General features: G+C 73.6%; 20 protein-coding genes. 12 read left to right on the forward strand and 8 right to left on the reverse strand.

Features of this window, described 5'->3' with window-relative positions:
- Positions 1–56: 56 nt before the first annotated feature.
- On the reverse strand, positions 57–1,148 hold the full coding sequence (locus ACSU6M_RS02000; protein WP_437074968.1) for a serine hydrolase domain-containing protein: 1,092 nt from the start codon (positions 1,146–1,148) through the stop codon (positions 57–59).
- A 179-nt stretch (positions 1,149–1,327) separates the two neighbouring features.
- The gene (locus ACSU6M_RS02005; RefSeq protein WP_437066460.1) at positions 1,328–2,224 is read right to left on the reverse strand and encodes an alpha/beta hydrolase; all 897 of its coding nucleotides are present in this window, start codon (positions 2,222–2,224) and stop codon (positions 1,328–1,330) included.
- 107 nt (positions 2,225–2,331) lie between these two features.
- Here ACSU6M_RS02005 and ACSU6M_RS02010 point away from each other — a divergent pair, with 107 nt between their 5' ends.
- Both ACSU6M_RS02010 and ACSU6M_RS02015 read left to right on the forward strand, forming a co-directional pair.
- Positions 2,332–3,372 carry a helix-turn-helix domain-containing protein gene (locus tag ACSU6M_RS02010; protein ID WP_437066461.1) on the forward strand — a complete coding sequence of 347 codons (1,041 nt, stop codon included), beginning with the start codon at positions 2,332–2,334 and terminating at the stop codon, positions 3,370–3,372.
- A 148-nt stretch (positions 3,373–3,520) separates the two neighbouring features.
- Positions 3,521–4,660, forward strand: coding sequence for an amidinotransferase (locus ACSU6M_RS02015; RefSeq protein ID WP_437066463.1), 1,140 nt, complete (start codon positions 3,521–3,523; stop codon positions 4,658–4,660).
- Between the two features lie 24 nt (positions 4,661–4,684).
- Here the strand turns inward: ACSU6M_RS02015 and ACSU6M_RS02020 are convergent, their stop codons facing one another.
- Positions 4,685–5,212: an N-acetyltransferase family protein gene (locus ACSU6M_RS02020; protein WP_437074970.1), complete on the reverse strand. Its 528-nt coding sequence runs from the start codon at positions 5,210–5,212 to the stop codon at positions 4,685–4,687.
- 160 nt (positions 5,213–5,372) lie between these two features.
- Here ACSU6M_RS02020 and ACSU6M_RS02025 point away from each other — a divergent pair, with 160 nt between their 5' ends.
- The 4 genes from ACSU6M_RS02025 to ACSU6M_RS02040 all read left to right on the forward strand — a co-directional run bounded on the left by ACSU6M_RS02025 (position 5,373) and on the right by ACSU6M_RS02040 (position 10,981).
- The gene (locus ACSU6M_RS02025; RefSeq protein ID WP_437066465.1) at positions 5,373–5,963 is read left to right on the forward strand and encodes a helix-turn-helix domain-containing protein; all 591 of its coding nucleotides are present in this window, start codon (positions 5,373–5,375) and stop codon (positions 5,961–5,963) included.
- Complete coding sequence (locus tag ACSU6M_RS02030) at positions 5,960–7,147, forward strand: MFS transporter (RefSeq protein ID WP_437066467.1); 1,188 nt, start codon at positions 5,960–5,962, stop codon at positions 7,145–7,147. The genes ACSU6M_RS02025 and ACSU6M_RS02030 overlap by 4 nt, the downstream gene beginning before the upstream one ends.
- 145 nt (positions 7,148–7,292) lie before the next feature.
- Positions 7,293–8,717 carry a rifampin monooxygenase gene (gene rox / locus ACSU6M_RS02035; protein ID WP_437066469.1) on the forward strand — a complete coding sequence of 475 codons (1,425 nt, stop codon included), beginning with the start codon at positions 7,293–7,295 and terminating at the stop codon, positions 8,715–8,717.
- Between the two features lie 614 nt (positions 8,718–9,331).
- On the forward strand, positions 9,332–10,981 hold the full coding sequence (locus tag ACSU6M_RS02040) for a phosphodiester glycosidase family protein (protein ID WP_437066471.1): 1,650 nt from the start codon (positions 9,332–9,334) through the stop codon (positions 10,979–10,981).
- A 169-nt stretch (positions 10,982–11,150) separates the two neighbouring features.
- Here ACSU6M_RS02040 and ACSU6M_RS02045 read toward each other — a convergent pair whose 3' ends face one another.
- A complete protein-coding gene (locus ACSU6M_RS02045; protein ID WP_437066472.1) occupies positions 11,151–11,999 on the reverse strand; it encodes a helix-turn-helix transcriptional regulator in 849 nt (282 codons plus the stop codon).
- Positions 12,000–12,101: 102 nt separating this feature from the next.
- On the opposite strand from ACSU6M_RS02045, the gene ACSU6M_RS02050 reads away from it, so the two are divergent.
- The 3 genes from ACSU6M_RS02050 (at position 12,102) to ACSU6M_RS02060 (ending at position 15,663) form a co-directional block, all read left to right on the forward strand.
- Entirely contained in the window at positions 12,102–13,631 is a 1,530-nt protein-coding gene (locus tag ACSU6M_RS02050) for an MFS transporter (protein WP_437066474.1), read from the forward strand.
- A gap of 312 nt (positions 13,632–13,943) precedes the next feature.
- A complete protein-coding gene (locus tag ACSU6M_RS02055; RefSeq protein WP_437066475.1) occupies positions 13,944–14,414 on the forward strand; it encodes a cation:proton antiporter regulatory subunit in 471 nt (156 codons plus the stop codon).
- Positions 14,415–14,421: 7 nt separating this feature from the next.
- Positions 14,422–15,663, forward strand: coding sequence for a cation:proton antiporter (locus ACSU6M_RS02060; RefSeq protein WP_437066476.1), 1,242 nt, complete (start codon positions 14,422–14,424; stop codon positions 15,661–15,663).
- 156 nt (positions 15,664–15,819) lie between these two features.
- Here ACSU6M_RS02060 and ACSU6M_RS02065 read toward each other — a convergent pair whose 3' ends face one another.
- From ACSU6M_RS02065 to ACSU6M_RS02075, 3 genes are read right to left on the reverse strand one after another with little or no spacing between them, the layout of a single operon-like run.
- On the reverse strand, positions 15,820–15,999 hold the full coding sequence (locus ACSU6M_RS02065) for a hypothetical protein (protein WP_437066478.1): 180 nt from the start codon (positions 15,997–15,999) through the stop codon (positions 15,820–15,822).
- Positions 16,000–16,012: 13 nt separating this feature from the next.
- Complete coding sequence (locus tag ACSU6M_RS02070; RefSeq protein WP_437066480.1) at positions 16,013–16,315, reverse strand: hypothetical protein; 303 nt, start codon at positions 16,313–16,315, stop codon at positions 16,013–16,015.
- Positions 16,312–17,355, reverse strand: coding sequence for an EamA family transporter (locus tag ACSU6M_RS02075; RefSeq protein WP_437066481.1), 1,044 nt, complete (start codon positions 17,353–17,355; stop codon positions 16,312–16,314). The genes ACSU6M_RS02070 and ACSU6M_RS02075 overlap by 4 nt, the downstream gene beginning before the upstream one ends.
- A 79-nt stretch (positions 17,356–17,434) precedes the next feature.
- On the opposite strand from ACSU6M_RS02075, the gene ACSU6M_RS02080 reads away from it, so the two are divergent.
- Positions 17,435–18,310 carry a LysR family transcriptional regulator gene (locus ACSU6M_RS02080; RefSeq protein WP_437066483.1) on the forward strand — a complete coding sequence of 292 codons (876 nt, stop codon included), beginning with the start codon at positions 17,435–17,437 and terminating at the stop codon, positions 18,308–18,310.
- 20 nt (positions 18,311–18,330) lie between these two features.
- Here ACSU6M_RS02080 and ACSU6M_RS02085 read toward each other — a convergent pair whose 3' ends face one another.
- Complete coding sequence (locus ACSU6M_RS02085) at positions 18,331–19,500, reverse strand: CaiB/BaiF CoA transferase family protein (protein ID WP_437066484.1); 1,170 nt, start codon at positions 19,498–19,500, stop codon at positions 18,331–18,333.
- A 181-nt stretch (positions 19,501–19,681) separates the two neighbouring features.
- Here ACSU6M_RS02085 and ACSU6M_RS02090 point away from each other — a divergent pair, with 181 nt between their 5' ends.
- Together ACSU6M_RS02090 and ACSU6M_RS02095 are read left to right on the forward strand one after the other, a co-directional pair.
- Entirely contained in the window at positions 19,682–20,086 is a 405-nt protein-coding gene (locus tag ACSU6M_RS02090; RefSeq protein WP_437066486.1) for a DUF6336 family protein, read from the forward strand.
- 65 nt (positions 20,087–20,151) lie between these two features.
- The gene (locus tag ACSU6M_RS02095) at positions 20,152–21,441 is read left to right on the forward strand and encodes a M20 metallopeptidase family protein (RefSeq protein WP_437066487.1); all 1,290 of its coding nucleotides are present in this window, start codon (positions 20,152–20,154) and stop codon (positions 21,439–21,441) included.
- Positions 21,442–21,487: the final 46 nt, after the last annotated feature.

The raw sequence follows: 21,487 nt of genomic DNA on the forward strand, positions 1-21,487 counted from the left end.
GGCTTTGCTCCCCGTATCTACCACGGGAGGCGGAGATGTATGTGTACGCCGTATAGCTACGAGCCGCACAGGGCCCGGTGGTACAGCGTCTCCAGGGCGCCGTCGATCGGGTGGGGCTGGGGCCTGCCGGAGGAGTCCAGCTCGTTCCACCGCATGAGGTTGACCGCGACGGACATCTGGCGGCGGCCGTCGGCACGGGTCAGGGACAGGGTGCCGGCGCCCCAGACGGTGCCGTCGTGGCCCCAGAAGGTGCCGCAGCCGGGGATGTCCTCCCGGTGCAGTCCGAGGCCGTAGTCGATCGTCGTGCCGTCCAGCGCGCGGACCGGGACGGTGCGCTGCATCTCGGCCAGGGTCGCGTGCCGGACGATCCGGCCGTCGAGGAGCCGGGCGTAGAAGCGGTTGAGGTCCTCCATGGTGGAGACGAGTCCGGCGCCGGTCGACACCCAGGACATGTCGTAGACGCTGTAGTCGCGCGGCGGGTCGATGAGGCCGTACAGCGCCTCGTACATCCGGGAGTGCGGTCCCCTGACGCGCGGGCCGTCCGGGAAGCCGGTGTGCCGCAGGCCGGCGCGTTGGATGACGTGCCGGGTGATGTACCGCTCGGCGGGCATCCCGGTGACCTCCTCCAGGAGTTGGCCGAGGAGCAGGTAGTTGGTGTTGGAGTACACGCCGGTCGGGGCGCCGGGTTCGGCGGCGGGAGGGGCGGACAGGCCCAGCTCGATGAGTTCGGCGGGCCGGAAGCGCCGGAACCGGTTGTCGTCCAGGCTCTCGGGCGAGGCGTGGGCGGGATCCCATCCCTTGAGGGACGGGAAGGCGTAGGGGATGTAGTCGGGGATGCCGCTGGTGTGGTTGAGCAGCATCCGGACGGTGATCTTCCGACCGCGCTCCCCGGGCACCAGGTGCGGCAGATAGGTGCCGATCGGGGTGTCCAGGCCGACCCGGCCCCGTTCGACCTGCTGCATGACCGCGGCGGCGGTGAAGGTCTTGGTGACACTGCCGACGCGCTGGCGCATGCCGGGCCGCACCGGGCGGCCGGTGTCCACGTCGGCCACCCCGGAGGCGCCGCGCCAGACGCGGCCCTCGTCGCGGACTTCCGCGAACACGCCGGGAATTCCGGCGCGATGGACGTCCTGGAGCGCTGAGCTCAGCGCCGCGTGGCCCCTGGCGTCCGCCGTGCTCGTGGCCGGCCCGTCGGGCGCGGGAGCCGCCACCACCGCGCCCGCCCCCAGACTCAGGGCGGCCACGCTCGCGCACAACACCGTTCGGATTCTCAAGTCGTGTCCTTTCGTCGTCGTCGACGGGTCGGGCCCCGGTCGGTGCGCGCGGCTCACCCGGCCAGCGCGCGGCGCAGCACGGCGCCCAGTTCGGCGTTCTGGCGCTGGGAGACCTCCGCGCTCAGCACGGCCTGTGAGCCGTGGAAGGTGCCGGGCCACTGGTGGAGTTCGACCGAGACGCCGGCCTGGAGCAGGCGCAGCGCGTAGGCGATGTCCTCGTCGCGGTTGGGGTCGAACTCGGCGGTGGCGATGTAGGCGGGGGGCAGGTCGGAGAGGTCGTCGGCCCGTGCGGGGGCCGCGTACGCGGTGGCGGGCCGGGAGCCGAGGTAGTGCCGCCAGGAGGTGGCGGCCTTGGCGCGGGTGAACCAGGGGGTGTCGGTGAAGTTCCGCTGGGAGAAGGTCTCCTGACGGTCGTCCAGGCCCGCCTGGTTGAGCAGCTGGAAGCAGATCGCGGGCCCCTTCTCGTCCCGTGCCCGCAGGGCCAGCGCGGCCGCCAGCCCGCCGCCCGCGCTGTGCCCGCCGACGGCGATCCGGTCGGTGTCGACGCCGAGTTCGGCCGCGTGCTCGGCCGTCCAGGTCAGGGCGGCGTAGGCGTCGTCCAGGGCGGCGGGGAAGGGGTGCTCGGGGGCCAGCCGGTAGCCGACGGAGACCACCACCGCGCCCGAGCTCTGCGCGATCCGGGCGGCCCAGGGGTGCTCGGTGTCCACGTCGCCCATCACGAATCCGCCGCCGTGCAGCCACACCACGGCTCCCCGTGCCCCGCGCGGCCGGTAGACACGGACCGGCACCGCGGGATCGGCGGGCACCGTGCGGTCCTCCACCTCCATGTCCCCGAGGTCGGGGGCCGGTACCGCGGCGGCCAGCGCGGCGAGTCCTCTGCGGGCGGCGACCGGGTCGGTGAGGTCGGCCGGCGGGAACAGCGGGACGAATGCTTCGAGTTCGGGATCCATGACGGCCATCCTCGGGGCCGCCCCGCGCCGGGTCATCCGCCGACCGTCGCGCGTCCCGGCCCGATCGCGCGCCGAACGGCGCACCGCCGCCCGTCTATCCTGCGCTCATGGAGGCACTGGCCGTACGGCTGTCGGGACTTGATCCCTACGTCGATGGCGCGATGCGCATCGTCGCGTTCTACGACACGCTCATGCGCCGGCGCGTGGACCTCCCGGCGCTCGCCCGGGCGTCGGCGGGCCTCGCCGAGTGCGTGGTGGGCATCGCGGTGCACGGCACGGGCCGGTCCCTCCGCATGGCACCGGACGGCAGGGCGGCCGCCACACCGCCCTCCCCCGCGTCCACCACGGTGCCGGTCACCCTGGACGACGAGGAGATCGGCGCGGTGTGGCTGGAACGCGCCGCCGGGTCCCCGCCCAACGCGCTCGACGACGTGCTCCTGGACCGGCTGGCCATCGCCGCCGCGGCGGCTCTGGAACGGTACGGTCCGGCCCGTACCACCATGGCCGACCCCGCGCTGGTCGAGCTGGTGATCAGCCCGGACAGCGACGAGGCGGCCCGGGCGCGGGCCCTGCGGCTGCTGGGGTTCGCCGCCGATCTGCCGGTGCGGGTGGTCGCCGTACGCTCCGAGGTGCCGCTGGACCGGATCGGCGGCATGATCTGCCCGTCCCGCCCGGTCAAGGCGGCGCCGCTCGCCGGCGTGGGGGTGCTGCTGGCCACCACGGTGGACCCGGCGGCCTTTCCGGCGGATGTGCGCGCGGGCGTCGGCGAGGCCGCAAGCCCCGATCTGTCCTGGCGTCAGGCCCGCACCGCCCTGCGCTTCACCGGCGAACGCCGGCCCGTCGTGCTCCACGCCGAGCTGGGCGCGCTGGCGCTGCTGGCCGAGGTCCCGCGGGACGCCCTGCGGGCCAACCCGGACGTGGCCGCGCTCGCCCGGCTGGCCGGCCGCCCGGACGAGATGGCGACGCTCGACGTGTACTGCGCCACCGGCTCGCTGCGCCGCGCCGCCGAGCTGCTGCATCTGCACCACAGCAGCGTCGCCCGCCGCGTCGAGCAGCTCGGGCGGGCCCTGGGCCTCGACCTCACCGGGCCGGCCGGGCTGACCCGGGCCCGTCTGGCGCTCGCCGCGTGGCGGCTGCTCGACGAGTGACACCGGCGCACTCGCCGAGCACCGGCCGCCGTCCCCGGGCGACGTTCCACCGTCCCCGAGCGCCGGCCGCCCTCCCCGGGCGACGTTCCGCCGGACCTGATCGGGGTACCCGTGCAGCACGGAATTCTGCGATCAAGGGCGGGTGACCATGACGGCAGTACAGCAGCCCGGAATTCCTGCAACGGGGACGCGCCCCACCGCCGAGCCCGTGGGTTCTCCGGTGAACTCCCACAACGAGTGGGATCCGTTGGAAGAAGTGATCGTCGGGTCTCTGGACGGCGTGACCATCCCCTCCGACCATCCGGTCGTCACCTGCAACATCCCGCCGTGGGCGGGGCGGGCCCAGCGGCTGGCGGCGGGACTGCGCTACCCGCACCGCCTGATCGAACCGGCCCAGCGGGAGCTGGAGGGTTTCGTGGCCCTCCTGGAGTCCCTCGGCGTCACGGTCCGGCGCCCGACACCGGTCGACTACCGGCGGCCCTTCGGCACACCCGAGTGGTCCTCTCGAGGCTTCGGCAACACCTGCCCGCGCGACAGCCTCCTGGTGATCGGCGACGAGATCATCGAGACGCCGATGGCATGGCCGTGCCGGTACTTCGAGACGCACGCCTACCGGGAGATCCTCAAGGACTGCTTCCGCCGCGGGGCGCGCTGGACCGCGGCGCCCAAGCCGCAGCTCACCGACGAGCTGTTCGAATCAGGGTTCCGCCCGGCACGGGACGGGGAGCCGGTGCGCCGGATCCTCACCGAGTTCGAGCCGGTGTTCGACGCGGCAGACTTCGTCCGGGCGGGGCGCGATCTGTTCGTCACCCCCAGCAACGTCACCAACCGGCTGGGCATCGAGTGGCTGCGCCGCCACCTCGGCGGCACCTACCGCATCCACGAGGTCGAGAGCCGCTGCCGCACCCCCATGCACATCGACACGACCTTCGTGCCGCTGGGCCCCGGCAAGGTGCTGGTCAACCCGGAGTACATCGATGTCGACCGGCTGCCGGAGGCGGTGCGGTCCTGGGACGTGCTGGTGGCCCCCGAGCCCGATCCGCTCGACGACCGGTTGCTCAAGCTCACCTCGATGTGCGGCAAGTGGCTCAGCATGAACGTGCTGATGATCGACGAGAAGCGGGTCATCGCGGAGCGGCATCACACTGGCATGCTGCGGGCCCTGGAGAAGTGGGGCTTCGAGCCCATCCCCTGCGATCTGCTGCACTACGCGCCCTTCGGCGGCTCCTTCCACTGCGCCACGCTCGACCTGCGCAGGCGCGGCACGCTGGAGTCGTACGTGCCCTGACCGCCGCCGGAGCGGATCGCGGCGTCACCCACCGTGCTGCGGTGCGGTGTGCCGGCCCTGGTCCTCACGCAGGGGCAGCCGCATCAGCGTCAGGTCCAGCCAACGGCCGAACTTGGTGCCGACCTCGGGGATCGTGCCGACGTGCCGGAACCCGAAGCGTTCGTGCAGCCGGACCGACGCGTCGTTCCCGGCCTCGATGCCGGCGATCACGACATGGTGGCCGGCCTCGCGCGCCGCGGCGATCAGGGCGCTGAGCAGCGCCGAACCCACGCCGAGGCCGTGCCGGCCCTCCCTGACGTAGACCGAGTCCTCCACGGTGTGCCGGTATCCGTCCAGCGTCCGCCACGGCCCGTAGACGGCGAACCCGACCACCTCGCCCCCGGCCTGCGCGACGAACGCCGAGCCGCGCTCCAGATGGGCGGCCAGCCAGACCTCGCCCTCGGCGGCGGACTGGGGCGTCTCGGTCCACAGCGCCGTGGAGTGCTCGATGGCGTGGTTGCGGATCTCTCGGATGGCCTCCGCGTCAGTGGGGCGAGCCGGACGCACCTCCACATCCCCGGCGGGGCGAGCCGGAAGCACCTCCACGTCGCCGGCAGGGCGAGCCGGACGCAGCTCCCCATCCCCGGCGGGACGACCCGGACGCACCTCCGCGGCTCCACCGGAGTGGGCCGAACGCACCTCCGCGCCCCCACCTCTCTCGTATATTGGATCCATGTCCAACATAGTAGACCCCTTGGTGGGGCAGATCGCGGCCCGCGTCCGCACCGAGCGGGAGCGCCGCCGGTGGACCCTGGCCCAGCTGGCCGACGCCTCGGGGGTCTCCCAGGCGATGATCAGCCGGATCGAACGCGGCGAGAGCAGCCCGACGGCCGTCGTGCTCGGCAAGCTGTCGGCCGCCTTCCAGCTCAGCGTCGCCTCCCTGCTGGCGCTGGCCGAGGGACAGCAGGAAGGGCCGGAGAGCACGGCGGAAGTGCGGCGCCATGACGAGGCCGCCGAGTGGCGCGACCCGGACACCGGCTATCTGCGCCGCCAGATCAGCGGCCCGCGCTTCCCCGCCGAGATCGCCGAGATCCGGCTGCCCGCGGGCGCGACCGTGCCGTATCCGGCCGCCGCGTTCGCCTTCGTACGGCAGGTCGTGTGGGTCCTCGACGGCCGGCTGACCTTCCACGACGGCGACCACGTGCACGAACTCGAGGCGGGCGACGCCCTGGAGCTCGGCGAGCCCGCACCGCGCGTCTTCTCCAACACCACCGACCACGAGTGCCGTTACGTCGTCGTCCTGGCCCGGGACGCCCGGCCGTGACCGCCGCGCCGGCCCGCGGTGCCACCCTGCTGCTCGCTGTCATCGCCGGTACGGCGATAGCCAACAACTACGCCCTCCAGCCCGCACTCACCGAGGTCGCGGCCGATCTGGGCGTCCCGCTGACGGTGATCGGCCTCGTCCCGAGCGCCGCGTTCCTCGGCTGTATGACGGGCTTCGCCCTGCTGCTGCCGCTCACCGACCACCTGGCACCCCACCGCCTGGTCGCCGCGCAGCTGACCGCGCTGGCCGCCGCCCTGGTGCTCGCGGCGACGGCGTCCGGTCCAGCCGTGCTGCTCGCCGCCTATCTGCTCATCGGCGCGGCCGCCAGCGTCGCGGCACAGGCCGGCAGCGTCGCGGGCCGGTACGCGCCCGAGCGGCGGCGAGCGACGGGGGTGGCGACCGTGGCCGCCGGCATGTCGGCCGGCATCCTGCTCAGCCGCCTGACGGGCGGAACGCTCGCCGACCTCCTCGGCTGGCGGCCGATGCTGCTCGTCTTCGCCGCCGTCGTGCTGGTCTGCGCGCTCGCCGCAGCCCTGCTGCTGCCCCGGCAGCGCCCGCGGTCCCCGCGCGGCTACGGCGCCACCCTCGCCTCGCTCCCCCCGCTGCTGCGCCACCACCCCGAGCTGCGGCGCGCGGTGGCCGCCGGCGGGCTGTGGTACATCGCCTTCAACCTCGTCTGGGTCGCCCTCGCGCTCGCCCTCGCCCAGCCGCCGCACTCCCTCGGGCCCAACGCGATCGGCCTGTACAGCCTGGCCGGGCTGCTCGGGTTCGCCGTCCTGCCGCTCACCGGGCGCCTCACCGACCGCTACGGCTCCCGGACCGTGGTCACCGCGGCCCTGCTGGCGGCCGCGGCGGGTACGGCCGTACTCGCCACCGGCCTCGGCACCCCTCTGGTCACCGCGTTCGGGCTGGCCCTGTTCGACGCCGGGTGTTTCGCCGCGCAGGCCGCCAACCAGAGCCGCGTCATCGCACTGGACCCCGAGCGCTCGGGCAGCCTCAGCAGCGTCTATCTCGTCCTCTACTTCACGATCGGGGCCCTCGGTACGGGCCTGGCCGCCCCGCTCCTGGACCTGTTCGGCTGGCGGGGCGCGGCACTCACCGCGCTCGCCGCGCTGCTGCTCGCCATGGCGGTGGCCCGCGCCGGGCGCCCCTGCGAACAGCGGGAGCGAGCAACGGTGTCGTGAGGAGAGAACAACAAAGGCAAGAAGCACGCACGCTTCTTGCCACTCTCAACTTATAGCGCACCGGGGGCCTTGCGGCAAGGCCCCCGGCATGCCGCAGAATCGCCCCTCGTCACAGCAAGGACCTGCGGAAACGGGGCGTTAGACCATGGACGTGATCATTGCCGGTGGTGGGCCGACCGGTCTGATGCTGGCCGCCGAACTGCGGCTGCACGGCGTCGGTGCGGTGGTGCTCGAGAAGCTCACGGAGCCGACCGGGGAGTCCCGTGGGCAGGGTCTGCACGCGCGCAGCGTGGAGATGATGGACCAGCGCGGTCTGCTGGACCGTTTCCTCGGGGTCGGCGAGAAGTTCCAAGTGGGCGGTCTGTTCGGCGGCATCGTCAAGCCGTGGCCGGACCGCTTGGACACGACTCACCCGTACACCCTCGGTGTCCCGCAGCCGGTGACCGAGCGGCTGCTGGAGGAGCGTGCGCTCGAACTCGGCACCGACCTGCGGCGCGGCTGCGAAGTGGTCGGGCTGCGTCAGGACGAGGACGGCGTGGACGTCGAGCTCGCGGACGGAACTCGGCTGCGCTCGCGCTACCTCGTGGGCTGCGACGGCGGCCGCAGCATCGTGCGCAAGCTGCTCGGCGTCGGCTTCCCCGGCGAGCCCGCCACGGTGGAGACGCTGCTGGGGGTCATGGAGCTGACGGAGGATCCGGGGACGGTCGCCGCCGTCGTGGAGGAGGTCCGCAGGACGCAACTGCGCTTCGGGGCCACGCCGTTGGGGGACGGCCTGTACCGGGTCGTCGTACCCGCCGAGGGGGTGTCCGAGGACCGTACGGTCCAGCCGACGATCGAGGAGTTCAGGGACCGGCTGCGGGCGGAAGCGGGCACCGACCTCGGTGCGCGCGCGCCGCGTTGGCTCACCCGGTTCGGTGACGCCACCCGGCAGGCCGAGCGCTACCGGGTCGGCCGGGTGCTGCTGGCCGGCGACGCCGCCCACATCCATCCGCCGACCGGCGGGCAGGGGCTCAACCTCGGCATCCAGGACGCCTTCAACCTGGGCTGGAAGCTGGCCGCCACGGTGGCCGGCTGGGCGCCGGAGGGGCTGCTGGACACCTACCACGCCGAACGGCATCCGGTGGGTGCCGCCGTACTGGACAACACCCGGGCGCAGATCGCGCTGATGCGGACCGATGCCGGGGCCACGGCACTGCGGGCGCTGTTCACCAGGCTGATGGACTTCGACGAGGTGAACCGGTACGTGACCGAGCTGATCACCGCGACCGGGGTGCGCTACGACCTCGGCGAGGGGCATGAGCTGCTGGGCCGGCGGATGCGGGACGTCCGTCTGAAGCGGGGGCGCCTGTACGAACTGACGCACGGCGGGCGCGGGCTGCTGCTCGACCAGACCGGGCGGCTCTCGGTGGCGGGGTGGGCCGACCGGGTCGACCATGTCGTCGACGTCGGCGAGGAACTGGACGTGCCCGCGGTGCTGCTGCGGCCGGACGGTCATGTGGCGTGGGTCGGTGACGACCAGCGGGAGCTGCGGCCGTGTCTGGAGAGGTGGTTCGGCTCCGCCGCCGAGTAGGGGCGGCGGCCGCGGGCGGGCGTTCACCCACTCACCAACTCCCCCCTGCTCCTCCACGCCCGGCTCCCCCGCAACGTTCCCGTGGGCGAAGCCGCGGGCGCTGACCCGGTGGACCCTCGCGTCGGTCCACCGGGTCCGTCGTCCGCCGTCGACCACCGCGCAGATGGCCGGAATGCGCGCTTCGCTCCGGTGTCGCGCGGGCATCCTCACGGGCGGAACCAGCCGGAACTGGAAGGTGATGCAAGCGTGATGACTTCACCCCGCCTCCAGAGCGAGATGACTCCGCCCTCCTTCCCGACCGCCGGCGCAGCAGCCCCGCGACTCCCCTGATCCCCTTCCCCCGGACGCCCTTGCGGCGCCCTCCCCTGTCCTCCCCTGTCCTCCCGCCCTCAGCACCGCGCCCAGCCCGCCCCCGTTCCCGTATGCGCATCGACAGCGCGTCCGGCAGGTCCGTGACCTCTCCGGCCGACCCAGCCGACCGGCCCGAGGCCGTCACGAGCACCGCGGCATCCATACGGCAACCCCTCCGTAACCGCGCATCGAGTGGACGGCCCCCTGCGCGACACGCGCACCGGGCACGGTCGCAGTCAACCTCACCTGAAAGGGCACGCCGCATGAGGAAGCGAACGGCACGACGCGGACTGATCGGTGGCGCGATGGCCGCGAGTCTGGTCGTCGGCACGATGGCCACCTCGGTGGCCACTCCGACGGAGCTGGAGCGTACGGCGACGAGACAGTCGGTGAAGCTGCCCCTGGGCCCGGCCACGCTGGCGGAGACCCGGACCTCCCGTGAGGTCGCTCCGGGGCTGACCCATGTGGCCATCGAGCGCGGCCATGTGTCGGCGGACGAGGTCTGGACCGTCACGGCCGGGTTCGGGCGGACCGAGGCGGAGGTCGCCGAGCTGGAGCGCAAGGTCAGCGCCGCCGGCTTCGAGCCGTGGCGCGCGCCGACGGCCGGGCCCGATCCCCTGGGGCCCGAGGACCGGCCGCTCGGCTGGTCGGTGCGGGTCGGCCGGTACGCCGACCAGGCCACCGCCGACGCGGTCCGGCTGCGGATGCGGGCCCGCGGGCTCAGCGGCAACGTCCAGCACACCAGCGAGGACGGGCACTCCACGACCGGCCCCTGGTCCCTGGACGTCCTGATCATCGACCCGGCGGACTTCCGCGGGCGCGTCCGCTCCGAGCTGGCCAGCGAGATCGTGCCGGGCCGGGAGACCACCAGCTCCATCGCGCGCCGCACGGGTGCGGTCGCCGCGGTCAACGGCGGCTTCTTCGTGATCGACAGCGGCCGTACGACGCCCGGCCCCTGGCTGGCGGGCACCGACGGCGACCTCGCCGGGATCTCCGTGGTCGGCGGCGACCTGGTCTCGGAGGCGGTGAACGACCGGCCCGCCCTGGTGGTGCCCCACGACACCGGCCGGGGCACATCGGTGCGCCGGCTGGAGACCAGGCTCGCGGTCCGCACCGCCGACGGGGCCGCCCGTCAGGTGACCGGCCTCAACCGCAAGCCGGGCCTGATCGTGAACTGCGGCGGTGTCGGCGACGCCACGCCCTTCAACCGCCCGGCCCAGGACTACACCTGCGGCAACCCCAACGAACTCATCGCGGTGACGCCGAAGTTCGGCGAGGCGGCGCCCGAGGGACCGGGCTACCAGGCCACCCTGGACGCCGACGGCCGGGTGACCGCCGTGCAGGAGAGCCGGGGCGGGACCGTGCCCGCCCAGGGCACCGTGCTCCAGGCCACGGGCACCGCGGCCGCGTGGCTGCGCGAGCACGCCACGGTCGGCGCCGAACTCGACCTGATCCGCCGGGTCGTGGACGCGGACACCGGCGCCCGGGTGCCGCTGACCGCGAAGACCTCCGTCATCAACGGCGCGCCGCTGCTGGTGCGGGGCGGCAAGACGGCCCTGGACCCGGTGCGGGACGGCTGGAGTCCCGAGGCCATCCAGGGCATGGACCGGGCCGCGCTGTTCAACGCCTGGTACCTGCGCCGCAACCCGCGCACCGCGGCCGGTGTCACCGCCGACGGACGGATCGTCCTGGTCACCGCCGACGGCCGGCGCCCCGGCTACAGCGTCGGCCTGTCCACACCCGAGACCGCCGCGGTGATGCGCAGTCTCGGCGCGGTCAACGCCGTCAATCTGGACGGCGGCGGCTCGACGGCGATGGTGGTGAACAACGAGTTGCAGGGTCTGCCCAGCGACCGCACGGGCGAACGCCCCGACAGCGACGCGCTGATCGTCCTGCCGCCGCCCTCCGGCTGACCCGTTCGCGCGTACGGGATGCGGGTGCCGTGTCCGCCCCTGCGGAGGGTGGGCACGGCACCCGCGCGTCCCGTCCCGCGCCCGCCGCTGCCGCCGTACGGTCTGCGCCACCGGTGCGGCCTGCGCCCACCCGTGCGGCCTGCGCCACCCGTGCGCCCGGCGCGTCCGGTCAGCCGGCGAGCCGGGCGGCCAGCAGCCGGAGCGCGTCGGCGGAGGCGTCGTCGTGCGGTGTGTAGACCTCCAGCCGGTGGTCGGGGCTGTCGGGCTGGAGCCACACCTGGTAGTCGACGTCGAGGCGGCCGAGAGTGGGGTGGTGCAGCCGCATGGTGCCCACCGTGCAGTCGGCGACGTCCCCCTCGGCCCACAGCCGCGCGAACTCGGCGCTGGACATGGCGAGTTCGCCGATGAGTTCGGCCAGGCGCGCGTCGGTGGGGTGGCGTCCGGCGGTGAGCCGCAGGTAGGCGGCGTGGATCCGGGCCAGCTCGGACCAGTTGCGGTGCAGGTCGCGGGCGAGGGGGTCGAGGAAGAACATCCGCGGCACCGAGGGCCGCCGGGCGAGGTCGTGGGGCGCGTCGAAGTCGACGTGTTCCGCGAAGAGGGCGTGCCCGGTGCGGTTCCACGCCAGGACGTCGCCGCGCCGGCCGAGGACGAGGGCGGGCACCGACTCGCCCAGGGAGGCCAGCAGCGCCAGGACCCGTGGGTGGGGGGTCTCGGGCCGGGGCCGGACCAGGCGGGAGGTGCCGGGCCGGTGCGCGAGGTTGTGCAGGTGGGCCGTCTCGGCCGGGTCCAGGCGCAGCACCCGGGCGAGGGCGTCGAGGACCTGCCGGGAGGCGGTTCCGGCCTGGTCCTGCTCCAGGCGCGTGTAGTAGCCGGCGCTGACCCCGGCCAGCTGGGCCAGCTCCTCGCGGCGCAGGCCGGGTACGCGGCGGGCGGTGCCGTAGGTGCGCAGTCCGACGTCCGCGGGGGTGACACGGTCGCGGCGGGTCTTGAGGAAGGTCCCTAGGCTCTCCAGCTGCATGGTTCGAGCGTAGGCGGGGAGCCAGGAGCGAGGGTGCACCTGGGAGGTGTACCCATGGCGTGGGCCTGGTCGGCCGTCGGGCGACGCCGCACCGTCGGAGGCATGAACGAACAGCGTGTCTCCTCCCCCGCCGGGCTGCGGGCGTGGCTCGGTCTGCTGGTGGTCCTCGGACCGGTGCTGCTGGTGGCCATGGACGGGTCGGTCCTGTTCCTGGCGATGCCGAAGGTGTCCGACGCCCTCTCACCGACCGCCGACCAGGCGTTGTGGATCCTGGACGTGTACGGCTTCGCGGTCGGGTCCCTGCTGATCGCGTTCGGCGGCATCGGCGACCGCTACGGCCGGCTGCGGCTGCTGATGGCCGGTGCGGCGGTGTTCGGGGCGGCGTCGGCCGGGGCGGCGTTCGCGTCGGGTCCGGAACTGCTCATCGCCTTCCGGGCGTTGATGGGTGTGGCCGGGGCGACGCTGCTGCCGTCGGCGCTGGCGGTGCTCGGTGAGCTGTTCCCGGATCCGCGGCTGCGGGCGCGGGCCATCGGGATCTTCGCGGCGACCTTCGCCGCCGGATTCGCGATCGGGCCGGTGGTCGGCGGGCAGTTGCTGAGCCGGTTCTGGTGGGGTTCGGTCTTCCTGATCAATGTGCCGGTCGCCGTGGTGTTCCTGCTGGCGGCCCCGGTGCTGCTGCGGGAGGTACGGGTGACCCGGCCGGGGCGGGTCGACGTGCCGAGCGTGCTGCTGTCCGCGGCGGGCATCCTGCTGACCGTCCACGCGGTCAAGCATCTCGCCGCGCAGGGGCCGACGACGGCCGGTGCCGTCACCGGGACGGTGGGCGTCGTGCTGCTGGGTTGGTTCGTCCGGCGGCAGCTGCTGCTGGAGCAGCCGCTGATGGACTTCCGCCTGTTCCGCGACCGGGTGTTCACCGTCGCGGCCGTCACCGGGCTGCTGCCGCTCGCGGCCTGGTCCGCGGTGGCCTATCTCGGGGGTGTGTACCTGCAGTCCGTGCTCGGCCTGTCCGTCATGGACGCGGCGCTGGTGGCGCTGCCGGGGGCGGCGGTGCTCACGGTCACCTGCGTCGTGACACCGCGTCTGGCGGACCGTGTCGGCACCAAGGCGGGGCTCGTCGCCTGCCACTTCCTGATCGCCGCGGGGCTGCTCCTGCTGCTGGCGACCGGGGTGTCCGGGGGGATCGGCTGGTACATCGCCTCCGCCGTCGTCACCGGCGTCGGCTACGGCCTGTCGTTCAGCCTGGTCGCCGACACCGCCGTGGCCGCGGTGCCGCCCGAGCGGGCCGGGTCCGCCGCCGCGATCGCCGAGACCAGCAACGAGATCGGCAACGCGCTCGGCATCGCACTGCTCGGCTCCCTCGCCGCCCTGGTGTTCCGGCTGGAGGGCCCCGGCCTCGCGGGCACCCTCGACGAGACGCTGGGTCTGCCCGGCCTCGCGGGGGCAGCGGCCCATGACGCGAAGCACGCCTTCGTCGCCGGCCTGCACCTCGCCGTGGCCGTCGCCGCCGTCCTGCACGGCGTCCTCGGCGCGATCGCCCTGCGCTGGATCCCGAAGGGCGAGGCGGGCCGGGTGCCGCCGCCCGAGCCCGCGCCGAGCTCGGGGGCGCGGGAACGAGGTGATCAACGCCGTTGACGTCACGTCCGGTTGAGGTCCCGGCGTCCTTCGGGGGTGCAGGCGGTGGCGGAGTCGGGGGTGCCGTGGACAGGCCCGGAACCCGACGTTCGGCCAGTGGGTGGCCGAGCACGCGGACCGCTTCCGGGGACATCCGCGTCACCCGCTGACGGTCGCCGGCCCCGGCATCCGGCCGGGGCCGGCGACCGGACGGCTCCGCCGTACGGCGGCCCTCGGCCGGCACCGGCGCACTGGTTAGGGTGGCCGTGACCGTTCACCAAGAAACGGTCAAACGCCCAGCCAGACAGGAGGACAGCCATGGGTGCTCCGCGTATGAGCAGTACGCCCTTGCCCGGTATCGGGGTGCGCTACGACCTGACCACCCGGGAGCAGCGCCGGCTGTCCGTGGTGGCCCACCGGGACGGGACGCGGACGCTCAGCGCGTACCGCGCGGACGACCCGGACGCCTGCGCGATGTCGGTGCGGCTGACGTCCGGGGAGGCGGAGACGCTCATCGACGCGCTGATGCCCTCGCACCACAGCCCGAACCTGCTGTCGACGACCGAGCTGGGCCTGGTGGCCGAGCGCATCGAACTGTCGGCGGTCTCCCACTGGAACGGCCGGCTGCTGGGCGACACGAGGATGCGTACCGAGACGGGCGTGTCGATCGTCGCCGTGCTGCGCCTGGCGGAGGCGGTCCCCTCGCCCGGTCCGGACTTCCGGCTGGCCGGCGGGGACACCCTGATCGTCATCGGCACCCGCGAGGGCGTGGACGCGGCCGCGGCGATACTCGGGCGGGAGTGAACCCCTGGTGCACTCCTCCGCTGTCTTCCTGATCGAGTTCGGCGCGATCATCCTCGGCCTGGGGCTCCTCGGCCGGTTCGCGGCGCGCTTCCAGTTCTCGCCCATCCCGCTGTATCTGCTCGCGGGGCTCGCGTTCGGCGAGGGAGGGCTGCTCCCGCTCGGCCACAGCGAGGAGTTCGTGGCGATCGGCGCCGAGATCGGCGTGATCCTGCTGCTGCTCATGCTGGGCCTGGAGTACACGGCGAGCGATCTGGTGTCCAACCTCAAGACCCAGTACCCGGCAGGTCTCGTGGACGCCGCCCTCAACGCGCTCCCCGGTGCCCTGCTGGCCCTGCTGCTCGGCTGGGGCCCGGTCGCCGCGGTGGTGCTGGCCGGCGTCACCTGGGTCTCCTCCTCCGGGGTCATCGCCAAGGTCCTGGGCGACCTGGGCCGCCTCGGCAACCGGGAGACCCCGGTGATCCTCAGCATCCTGGTGCTGGAGGACCTGTCCATGGCGGTGTACCTGCCCATCGTCACGGCCCTGCTGGCCGGCGCCGGGCTCGCAGCCGGCAGCGTCACGCTCGCCGTCGCGCTCGGTGTGGCCGCGCTGGTGCTGCTGCTCGCGGTCCGCTACGGACGCCACATCTCGCGTTTCGTCTCCAGCGACGACCCGGAGAAGCTGCTGCTGGTGGTGCTGGGGCTGACGCTGGTCGTCGCCGGTCTCGCCCAGCAGTTGCAGGTCTCGGCGGCCGTCGGCGCGTTCCTGGTCGGCATCGCGCTGTCCGGGGAGGTCGCCGAGGGCGCGCACAATCTGCTGGCGCCGCTGCGGGACCTGTTCGCCGCCGTCTTCTTCGTGTTCTTCGGTCTGCACACCGACCCCGCCACCATCCCGCCGGTCCTGCTGCCCGCCCTCGCGCTGGCCGTGGTCACCGCGCTGACCAAGGTCGCCACCGGGTACTGGGCCGCCCGCCGGGCCGGGATCTCCCCCAAGGGCCGGTGGCGGGCGGGCGGCACCCTGGTCGCGCGCGGCGAGTTCTCCATCGTCATCGCCGGTCTGGCGGTGACGGCCGGTATCGAGCCGTCCCTCGGCCCGCTGGCGACGGCGTACGTGCTGATCCTGGTCGTCCTCGGCCCTCTCACCGCCCGCTGGACCGAGCCGGTGGCCACGCGTCTGACCACCCGTCTGCGCCGGTCGACGGCCCCGGACACCCGGCCCGCCGCCGAGCCGCTGACCGCGGTGGAGGACCCGGACACCGTCCGCCGGCCCTGATCCGGGAGCGGGCGAAGCGCCCTCGTCCGCGCTCGGGCGAGGGCGTTCGGCGCGCCCCGGAGACGGCCGCCGACGGCCGCCGACATCCTGGCCCCGCCCGCGCACGGAGTGACCCGCGCTGACGCGGGGTCCGTACGCCGAGGGCGTGGCGGCCGCCTACGGAAGCGTGCCGTCGCCCTGCCCGACGACCGGGCGGGGCGCGGGGCGTCGGGCCAAAAGGTCGGCCGCCTGGTGCTCGATGTGGTCCGCCGCGCGCTGCGCCTCCGCGACGACATCGCCGAGTTCGCGCACCAGGTCCTCGTAGATCGGGGCATTGCCCGTGCTGCCGCGTGTCATTTCCGCACTCCTCTCAGACCCGGTTCAGCCGGGCGGCGATCCCATGCCCGATCAGCGTGTACAGAAGAGCCGGAAGGCCGTGATGGAGAATGACGCGCAATCCTTCTGTGTCCATAGTGAAAATATCCTGCGACCACCATGCCAGCAGCTCTGCGGAGCCTTGGACGAAATCGACGAACGCGTTCGCCTGATTCGCGTCCAGCAGGAACAGCAGGATCCACAGCACCAGCAGACCTGCCGCCATGTCGGCGATCGTGCAGATCGTCAGCGCCGCACGCCGCCCGTTTGCCGGCTGTCGCACGTCGATGTCGCTCACCTGGAATTCCGATCTGTCGAGGGTTTCGTTTCCTTTCCCCCTGGTCTGCGCGGGGCGAGTACCGATGCGTTACACCCGGAGCGCGGGACCGCGCGGACCATCGCCGGCCGTCTCCTTAATGTGCGAATTCCGTGACCTTCTTCCGGGGATTTCACAGTTTTGGTGAACGGTGTGCGGGAGGGGGCGGGCGGCCGGCTCGCGACGATCGCGGCGAGCGCGAGGGCGAACCCCGCGAGTCGCACCGGCCCGAAGGACTCCCCGAGCAGGACCACGCCCAGCACCGCGGCGACCAGCGGTGAGAGCAGGACCAGGACGGCGACGGAGGTGACGGGCAGCGCGGTGAGGCCGCGGAACCACAGCACGAACGCCAGCAGGCCACCGACCAGGCCGAGCCAGACGTACCCGAGGACCGCGGGCGCGTCGACGGCGGGGGGCGCCCCCTCGGCGAGCACGGCGACCGGCAGCAGGAACAGGCCGCCCGCCGCCAGCTGCCACCCCGCGAGGGCGACGGGACCGGCCCCGGCAGGGCGCCCCCAGCGCTTGGTGAGCGTCACCCCGAGCGCCATGGAGGCGGCGCCGCCGAGCCCCGCCAGGACTCCGAGGGCGTCGAAGGCGGCCCCCGGTCCCAGCACCACGAGCCCGACGCCCGCCGTCCCGGCCAGCCCCCACGCCAGCCGCCGGACCGACAGCCGCTCCCCGAGCACCACCACGGCGAGCAGCGCGACGACGAGCGGCTGGGCCGCCGCGAGGGTCGCGGCCACACCGCCCGGCAGCCGCTCGGCGGCGACGGTCAGCAGCGGGAAGAGCAGCCCGATGTTCAGCACCCCGAGGACCGCGGCCCTCCCCCACCACACCCCGTGCGGCAGCGTCCGGCCGGCGGCGAGCAGGAGCAGCCCGGCGGGCAGCGCCCGCAGCAGCCCACCGAACAACGGGTGCCCGGGCGGCAGGAGTTCGGTGGTGACGACGTAGAAGGTGCCCCACGACACGGGCGCGAGCGCCGTGAGCAGCGTCAGCCGCAGCACGGAAGGTGGACTCGTCATGCCCGCAGTGTCGGTTCCGGCCGATCGATGAGTCCAACACATGTTTGTCAGGGGATCGATCGTGATCCACGATGGATCGATGGAACTCCAGCAGATGCGCTATGTCCTCGCCGTCGCCGAGACCAGCAGCTTCACCCGGGCCGCCGAGCGCTGTCTGGTCGTCCAGTCGGCGCTCAGTCATCAGATCGCCCGGCTGGAGCGGGAGTTGGGCGCGAGGCTGTTCGAGCGCACCAGCCGCCGGGTGCGCCTGACCCCCGCCGGGGAGGCGTTCCTGCCCGCGGCCCGCCAGTGCCTGGAGGCCGCCGAGCGCGCGGCCGCCGAGGTCGCGGCGGCGGTCGGGGAGGTACGCGGACGGCTCGCCGTCGGGCTGATCCCGACGGTCGCCGCGGTCGATGTCCCGGACGCGCTGCGGGAGTTCCGCCGGAAGTACCCGCAGGTGCGCATCGGCCTGCGGGTCGGCGCGAGCGAGGATCTCGTGGAACAGGTCCGGCAGGGCGCGGCGGACGTGGCGTTCCTGGGGCTGCCCGCCTCGGCACGGCCGCAGGGGGTCGCCGGGGCGGAGCTGGGCCGGGACCGGCTCGTCGCCGTGGTGGCCCCGGACCACCCCCTCGCGGGCGACGCGGCCGTCGATCTGCGGGCCCTGTCCGCCGAGGTGTTCGTGGACCTCCCGGCCGGCACCGCCGGACGCGTCCAGTCCGACGAGGCGTTCGCCGCCGCCGGACTGCGCCGCGAGGTCGCCTTCGAGGTGACGACGGTGGACTTCCTCATGGCGCGTCTGGTCCGCCAGGGCCTCGCCGTCGCCCTGCTGCCCTCCGCCTACGTCCCTCAACTCACCGGAGTGCGCACGCTGGAGGTCACCGACGCACCGCAGCGCGTGGAGTACGCCGTCTGGAACCTCGCCGGCCGCACCCCCGCCGCGAGCGCCTTCCTCGAGGTGCTCGGCATCACCGCCTGAGCCTCAGGGGGATCGTCCCGTCATGCGTCCAGCCAGGCGGTGAGGTCGTCGGTGTGTTCGCCGAGCCGGGGCGGGCGCCGGTCGTGGCGGGGCGGGGTGGCGGACAGGCCGATCGGGTTGGCGACCACGTCCATCGGCTCGCCGTCCGGTCCGGTGAGGGTGGCGCGCGGGCCCAGGCCGAGCCGTTCGGCCAGCTCGAACGCCTGGGCGAGGTCGTTGACCGGACCGCAGGGCACGCCGAGCGGGGCGAGCAGGTCGAACCATGCGGAGGCGGTGCGCTCCGCGAGCAGCGCCCCGATACGCCGGGCGAGTTCGTCCACATGGGCCACCCGGTCGGCGTTGGTGGTGAACCGCGGGTCGGCGGCCAGGTCCGGTGCCTGGAGCCCCTGGCACAGGGCGGCGAACTGCCGGTCGTTGCCGACCGCGAGGACGAACGGCCGGTCCTTGGCGCGGAACACCTCGTACGGGGCGATCGAGGGGTGCCGGTTGCCGAGGATGCCCGGCACCTGGCCGGCCAGGGTGTGGGCGGCGGCCTGGTTGACCATGCTGGACAGCAGGCAGGACAGCAGATCGACCTGGACGTGCTGACCCTCCCCCGTCGCGTCGCGGTGCCGCAGCGCGGCCAGCACCCCGACGGCGGCGTGCAGCCCGGTGAGCACGTCGACCACGGCGACGCCGGTCTTCACCGGTTCCCCGGCCCGCGGTCCCGTCACGCTCATCAGCCCGCCGACCGCCTGGATCAGCAGGTCGTACCCGGGCAGCGCGGCCCCCTCCCCGGCCCCGAACCCGGTCACCGAGCAGTACACCAGCCGGGGGTTCAGCTCCCGCGCGCGGGCGTGGTCCAGCCCGTACTTCGCCATCGTGCCGGGCCGGAAGTTCTCGAACAGCACATCGGCCCGGCGCACCAGCTCCGCCGCGCGCCGCCGCCCGTCCAGGTCGCGCAGATCGAGCGCGAGGGAGCGCTTGTTGCGGTTGACGGACAGGTAGTAGGTGGCCTCGCCATGGGCGTACGGCGGTCCCCACGCCCGTGTGTCGTCCCCTCCCTCGGGGTGCTCCACCTTGATCACGTCGGCGCCGAGGTCGGCGAGCAGCATCGTGGCGTACGGGGCGGCCAGCACCCGCCCGAAGTCCGCGACGAGCACGCCGGACAGCGGCAGCCGGTCTCTGCGTCGCGCGTCGTGTTCCCGCATCGGTGTGCGTACCCCTTCCAGCCGTCCGTGTCTGCCAGGGACGCATTCTCGGGCCGGGGCGCCGCACGGCACACTGGACGGGGTGTACAGACCGGGCCGGTGCGCCCACTCCGCATCGTCCATGTGCCCACGGACAGGGGCGGGTGCGCGCCGGTGGCCGGGCGGTGGCTACTGTGCCGGCATGGAGCGGGACGACGACGGTGTGCTGGTGCCGCGGATGCGGCTGGGGAACGTGCTGCTGCGCGGGCTGGTGTACGGGGCGGGCGGCGCGGTGCTGTCCGCCGTGGGCATGCTGTTCTTCGGGGATCACAGCGACCGCATGGACTACCTGGTTGCCGTCGCAGCGCTGTCCCTCGTCGTGGGCGGCGAGCTGGTCATCGGGCTGTTCTTCTGGGCGATGTGCGCCGGGGACATCCGGCGCATACGCGACTGGCGGACCATCCGGGGGCAGTTCGACAGTGTCAACGTCGCCGCCCCCGTCCTGGTGCGGCTGGGGGCGTTCGGCCTGGTCGTCCTGGCGGCGTCCTACGGCCTGTACCACGTCGTGGACGACGCGCCGTTCGACAGCTGGCTCTACGGTGACTGACCGACCGGGCCCGTCCTGGTTACCGTGGCCGCGGGGGGTGGCACCGGACGGGAAGGGCGTACCGCATGGCAGGCAGCGCGCTGCACGACGAGATGGACCGACGGGCGGCCGAGGTCGCCGAGCAGGTCGTCGCCTGGCGGCACCATCTGCACCAGAACCCCGAGCTGTCCAACCGTGAGACACGGACCGCCGCGTTCGTCGCGGAGCAGCTGCGCGCGCTCGGCCTGGACGAGGTGCGCACGGGGATCGCCGGACACGGTGTGGTCGGGGTGCTGCGCGGCGGTCTTCCCGGGGACCGGGTGGTGGCGCTGCGTGCGGACCTCGACGCGCTTGCGGTGCCCGACGAGTGCGGCGTCGGCTTCGCCTCCCAGGTGGTCGACCGGGACTACCCCGGCGGACCGTTCCCCGTCTCGCACGCCTGCGGCCACGACTGTCACACGGCGATGCTGATGGGTGCCGCCACGGTCCTGGCGGGGGTGCGTGAACGGCTTCCCGGCACCGTGCTGTTCGTCTTCCAGCCCGCCGAGGAGGGTCCGCCCGTCGGGGAGCGCGGCGGTGCCCGGGCGATGCTCGAAGCGGGCGCCTTCGCCGATCCCGCGCCGACCATGGCCTTCGGGATGCATGTCACGCCGTATCCGAAGGGGTTCGTGGGGTGCCGCGTCGGCAACCAGTACGGCGCCTCCTGCCTGGTGAGGATCGTCATCAGGGGCAGGCAGGTCCATGGGTCCAGCCCCTGGCAGGGCGTCGACCCGATGCCCGCGGCGGGCGCGGTGCTGGTCGGCATCGGCCAGCTCTACCGGCAACTGGACGCCTTCCATCCCGTCACCGTCTCCATCGGGCATGTGGAGGACGTGGGACGCTTCAACATCATCGGCGAGACCGTCACTTTGTGGGGCACGATCCGCTGCGCCGTGGAGTCCGACATGGCGGACGTGCAGCAACGGCTGACCCTCCTCGCCGAGAACTCCGCGGCGGCGTACGGCTGTACGGCCGACGTCGAGCACCTCCAGGACGTGCCCGCCGTGCACAACACCCGGCAGTGGGTCGAGGCGGCCCTGCCGACGCTGCGCCGTGTCGTCGGTGCGGACAGGGTCGTCGAGACGTCCGCCACGCTCGGGTACGACGACGTCTCCGAGTTCGTCAACCGCTACGGCGGCCTCTACGTCATGCTCGGCGTCCAGGACGCCACCCTCGGTCCCGACGGGCGTCCCACGCCCGAGCCGGGCGGGCGCGGTCTGGTGCCCAACCACAACCCCCGCTTCTACGCCGACGACGGCACGCTCGCCGTGGGGGTCCGGCTGCACGCCCACACCGCCTACGATCATCTCTCCGGGGTCCTCGTACCGGGCGGGTGACCGGTTCCGGCGGGGGGAGGGAACGGCGGGGTGGGAACGGTGTGGC

The organism is Streptomyces sp. enrichment culture (assembly GCF_964272895.1).
Classification (GTDB): Bacteria; Actinomycetota; Actinomycetes; order Streptomycetales; family Streptomycetaceae; genus Streptomyces.

What these genes read in the sequence shown, in the direction of transcription:
- ACSU6M_RS02005 (WP_437066460.1), bottom strand. Translation starts at nt 2,224, where the DNA reads ATGGATCCCGAACTCGAAGCATTCGTCCCGCTGTTCCCGCCGGCCGAC.
- ACSU6M_RS02010 (WP_437066461.1), top strand. Translation starts at nt 2,332, where the DNA reads ATGGAGGCACTGGCCGTACGGCTGTCGGGACTTGATCCCTACGTCGAT.
- ACSU6M_RS02015 (WP_437066463.1), top strand. Translation starts at nt 3,521, where the DNA reads ATGACGGCAGTACAGCAGCCCGGAATTCCTGCAACGGGGACGCGCCCC.
- ACSU6M_RS02025 (WP_437066465.1), top strand. Translation starts at nt 5,373, where the DNA reads ATGTCCAACATAGTAGACCCCTTGGTGGGGCAGATCGCGGCCCGCGTC.
- rox (WP_437066469.1), top strand. Translation starts at nt 7,293, where the DNA reads ATGGACGTGATCATTGCCGGTGGTGGGCCGACCGGTCTGATGCTGGCC.
- ACSU6M_RS02040 (WP_437066471.1), top strand. Translation starts at nt 9,332, where the DNA reads ATGAGGAAGCGAACGGCACGACGCGGACTGATCGGTGGCGCGATGGCC.
- ACSU6M_RS02045 (WP_437066472.1), bottom strand. Translation starts at nt 11,999, where the DNA reads ATGCAGCTGGAGAGCCTAGGGACCTTCCTCAAGACCCGCCGCGACCGT.
- ACSU6M_RS02050 (WP_437066474.1), top strand. Translation starts at nt 12,102, where the DNA reads ATGAACGAACAGCGTGTCTCCTCCCCCGCCGGGCTGCGGGCGTGGCTC.
- ACSU6M_RS02055 (WP_437066475.1), top strand. Translation starts at nt 13,944, where the DNA reads ATGAGCAGTACGCCCTTGCCCGGTATCGGGGTGCGCTACGACCTGACC.
- ACSU6M_RS02065 (WP_437066478.1), bottom strand. Translation starts at nt 15,999, where the DNA reads ATGACACGCGGCAGCACGGGCAATGCCCCGATCTACGAGGACCTGGTG.
- ACSU6M_RS02075 (WP_437066481.1), bottom strand. Translation starts at nt 17,355, where the DNA reads ATGACGAGTCCACCTTCCGTGCTGCGGCTGACGCTGCTCACGGCGCTC.
- ACSU6M_RS02080 (WP_437066483.1), top strand. Translation starts at nt 17,435, where the DNA reads ATGGAACTCCAGCAGATGCGCTATGTCCTCGCCGTCGCCGAGACCAGC.
- ACSU6M_RS02085 (WP_437066484.1), bottom strand. Translation starts at nt 19,500, where the DNA reads ATGCGGGAACACGACGCGCGACGCAGAGACCGGCTGCCGCTGTCCGGC.
- ACSU6M_RS02090 (WP_437066486.1), top strand. Translation starts at nt 19,682, where the DNA reads ATGGAGCGGGACGACGACGGTGTGCTGGTGCCGCGGATGCGGCTGGGG.
- ACSU6M_RS02095 (WP_437066487.1), top strand. Translation starts at nt 20,152, where the DNA reads ATGGCAGGCAGCGCGCTGCACGACGAGATGGACCGACGGGCGGCCGAG.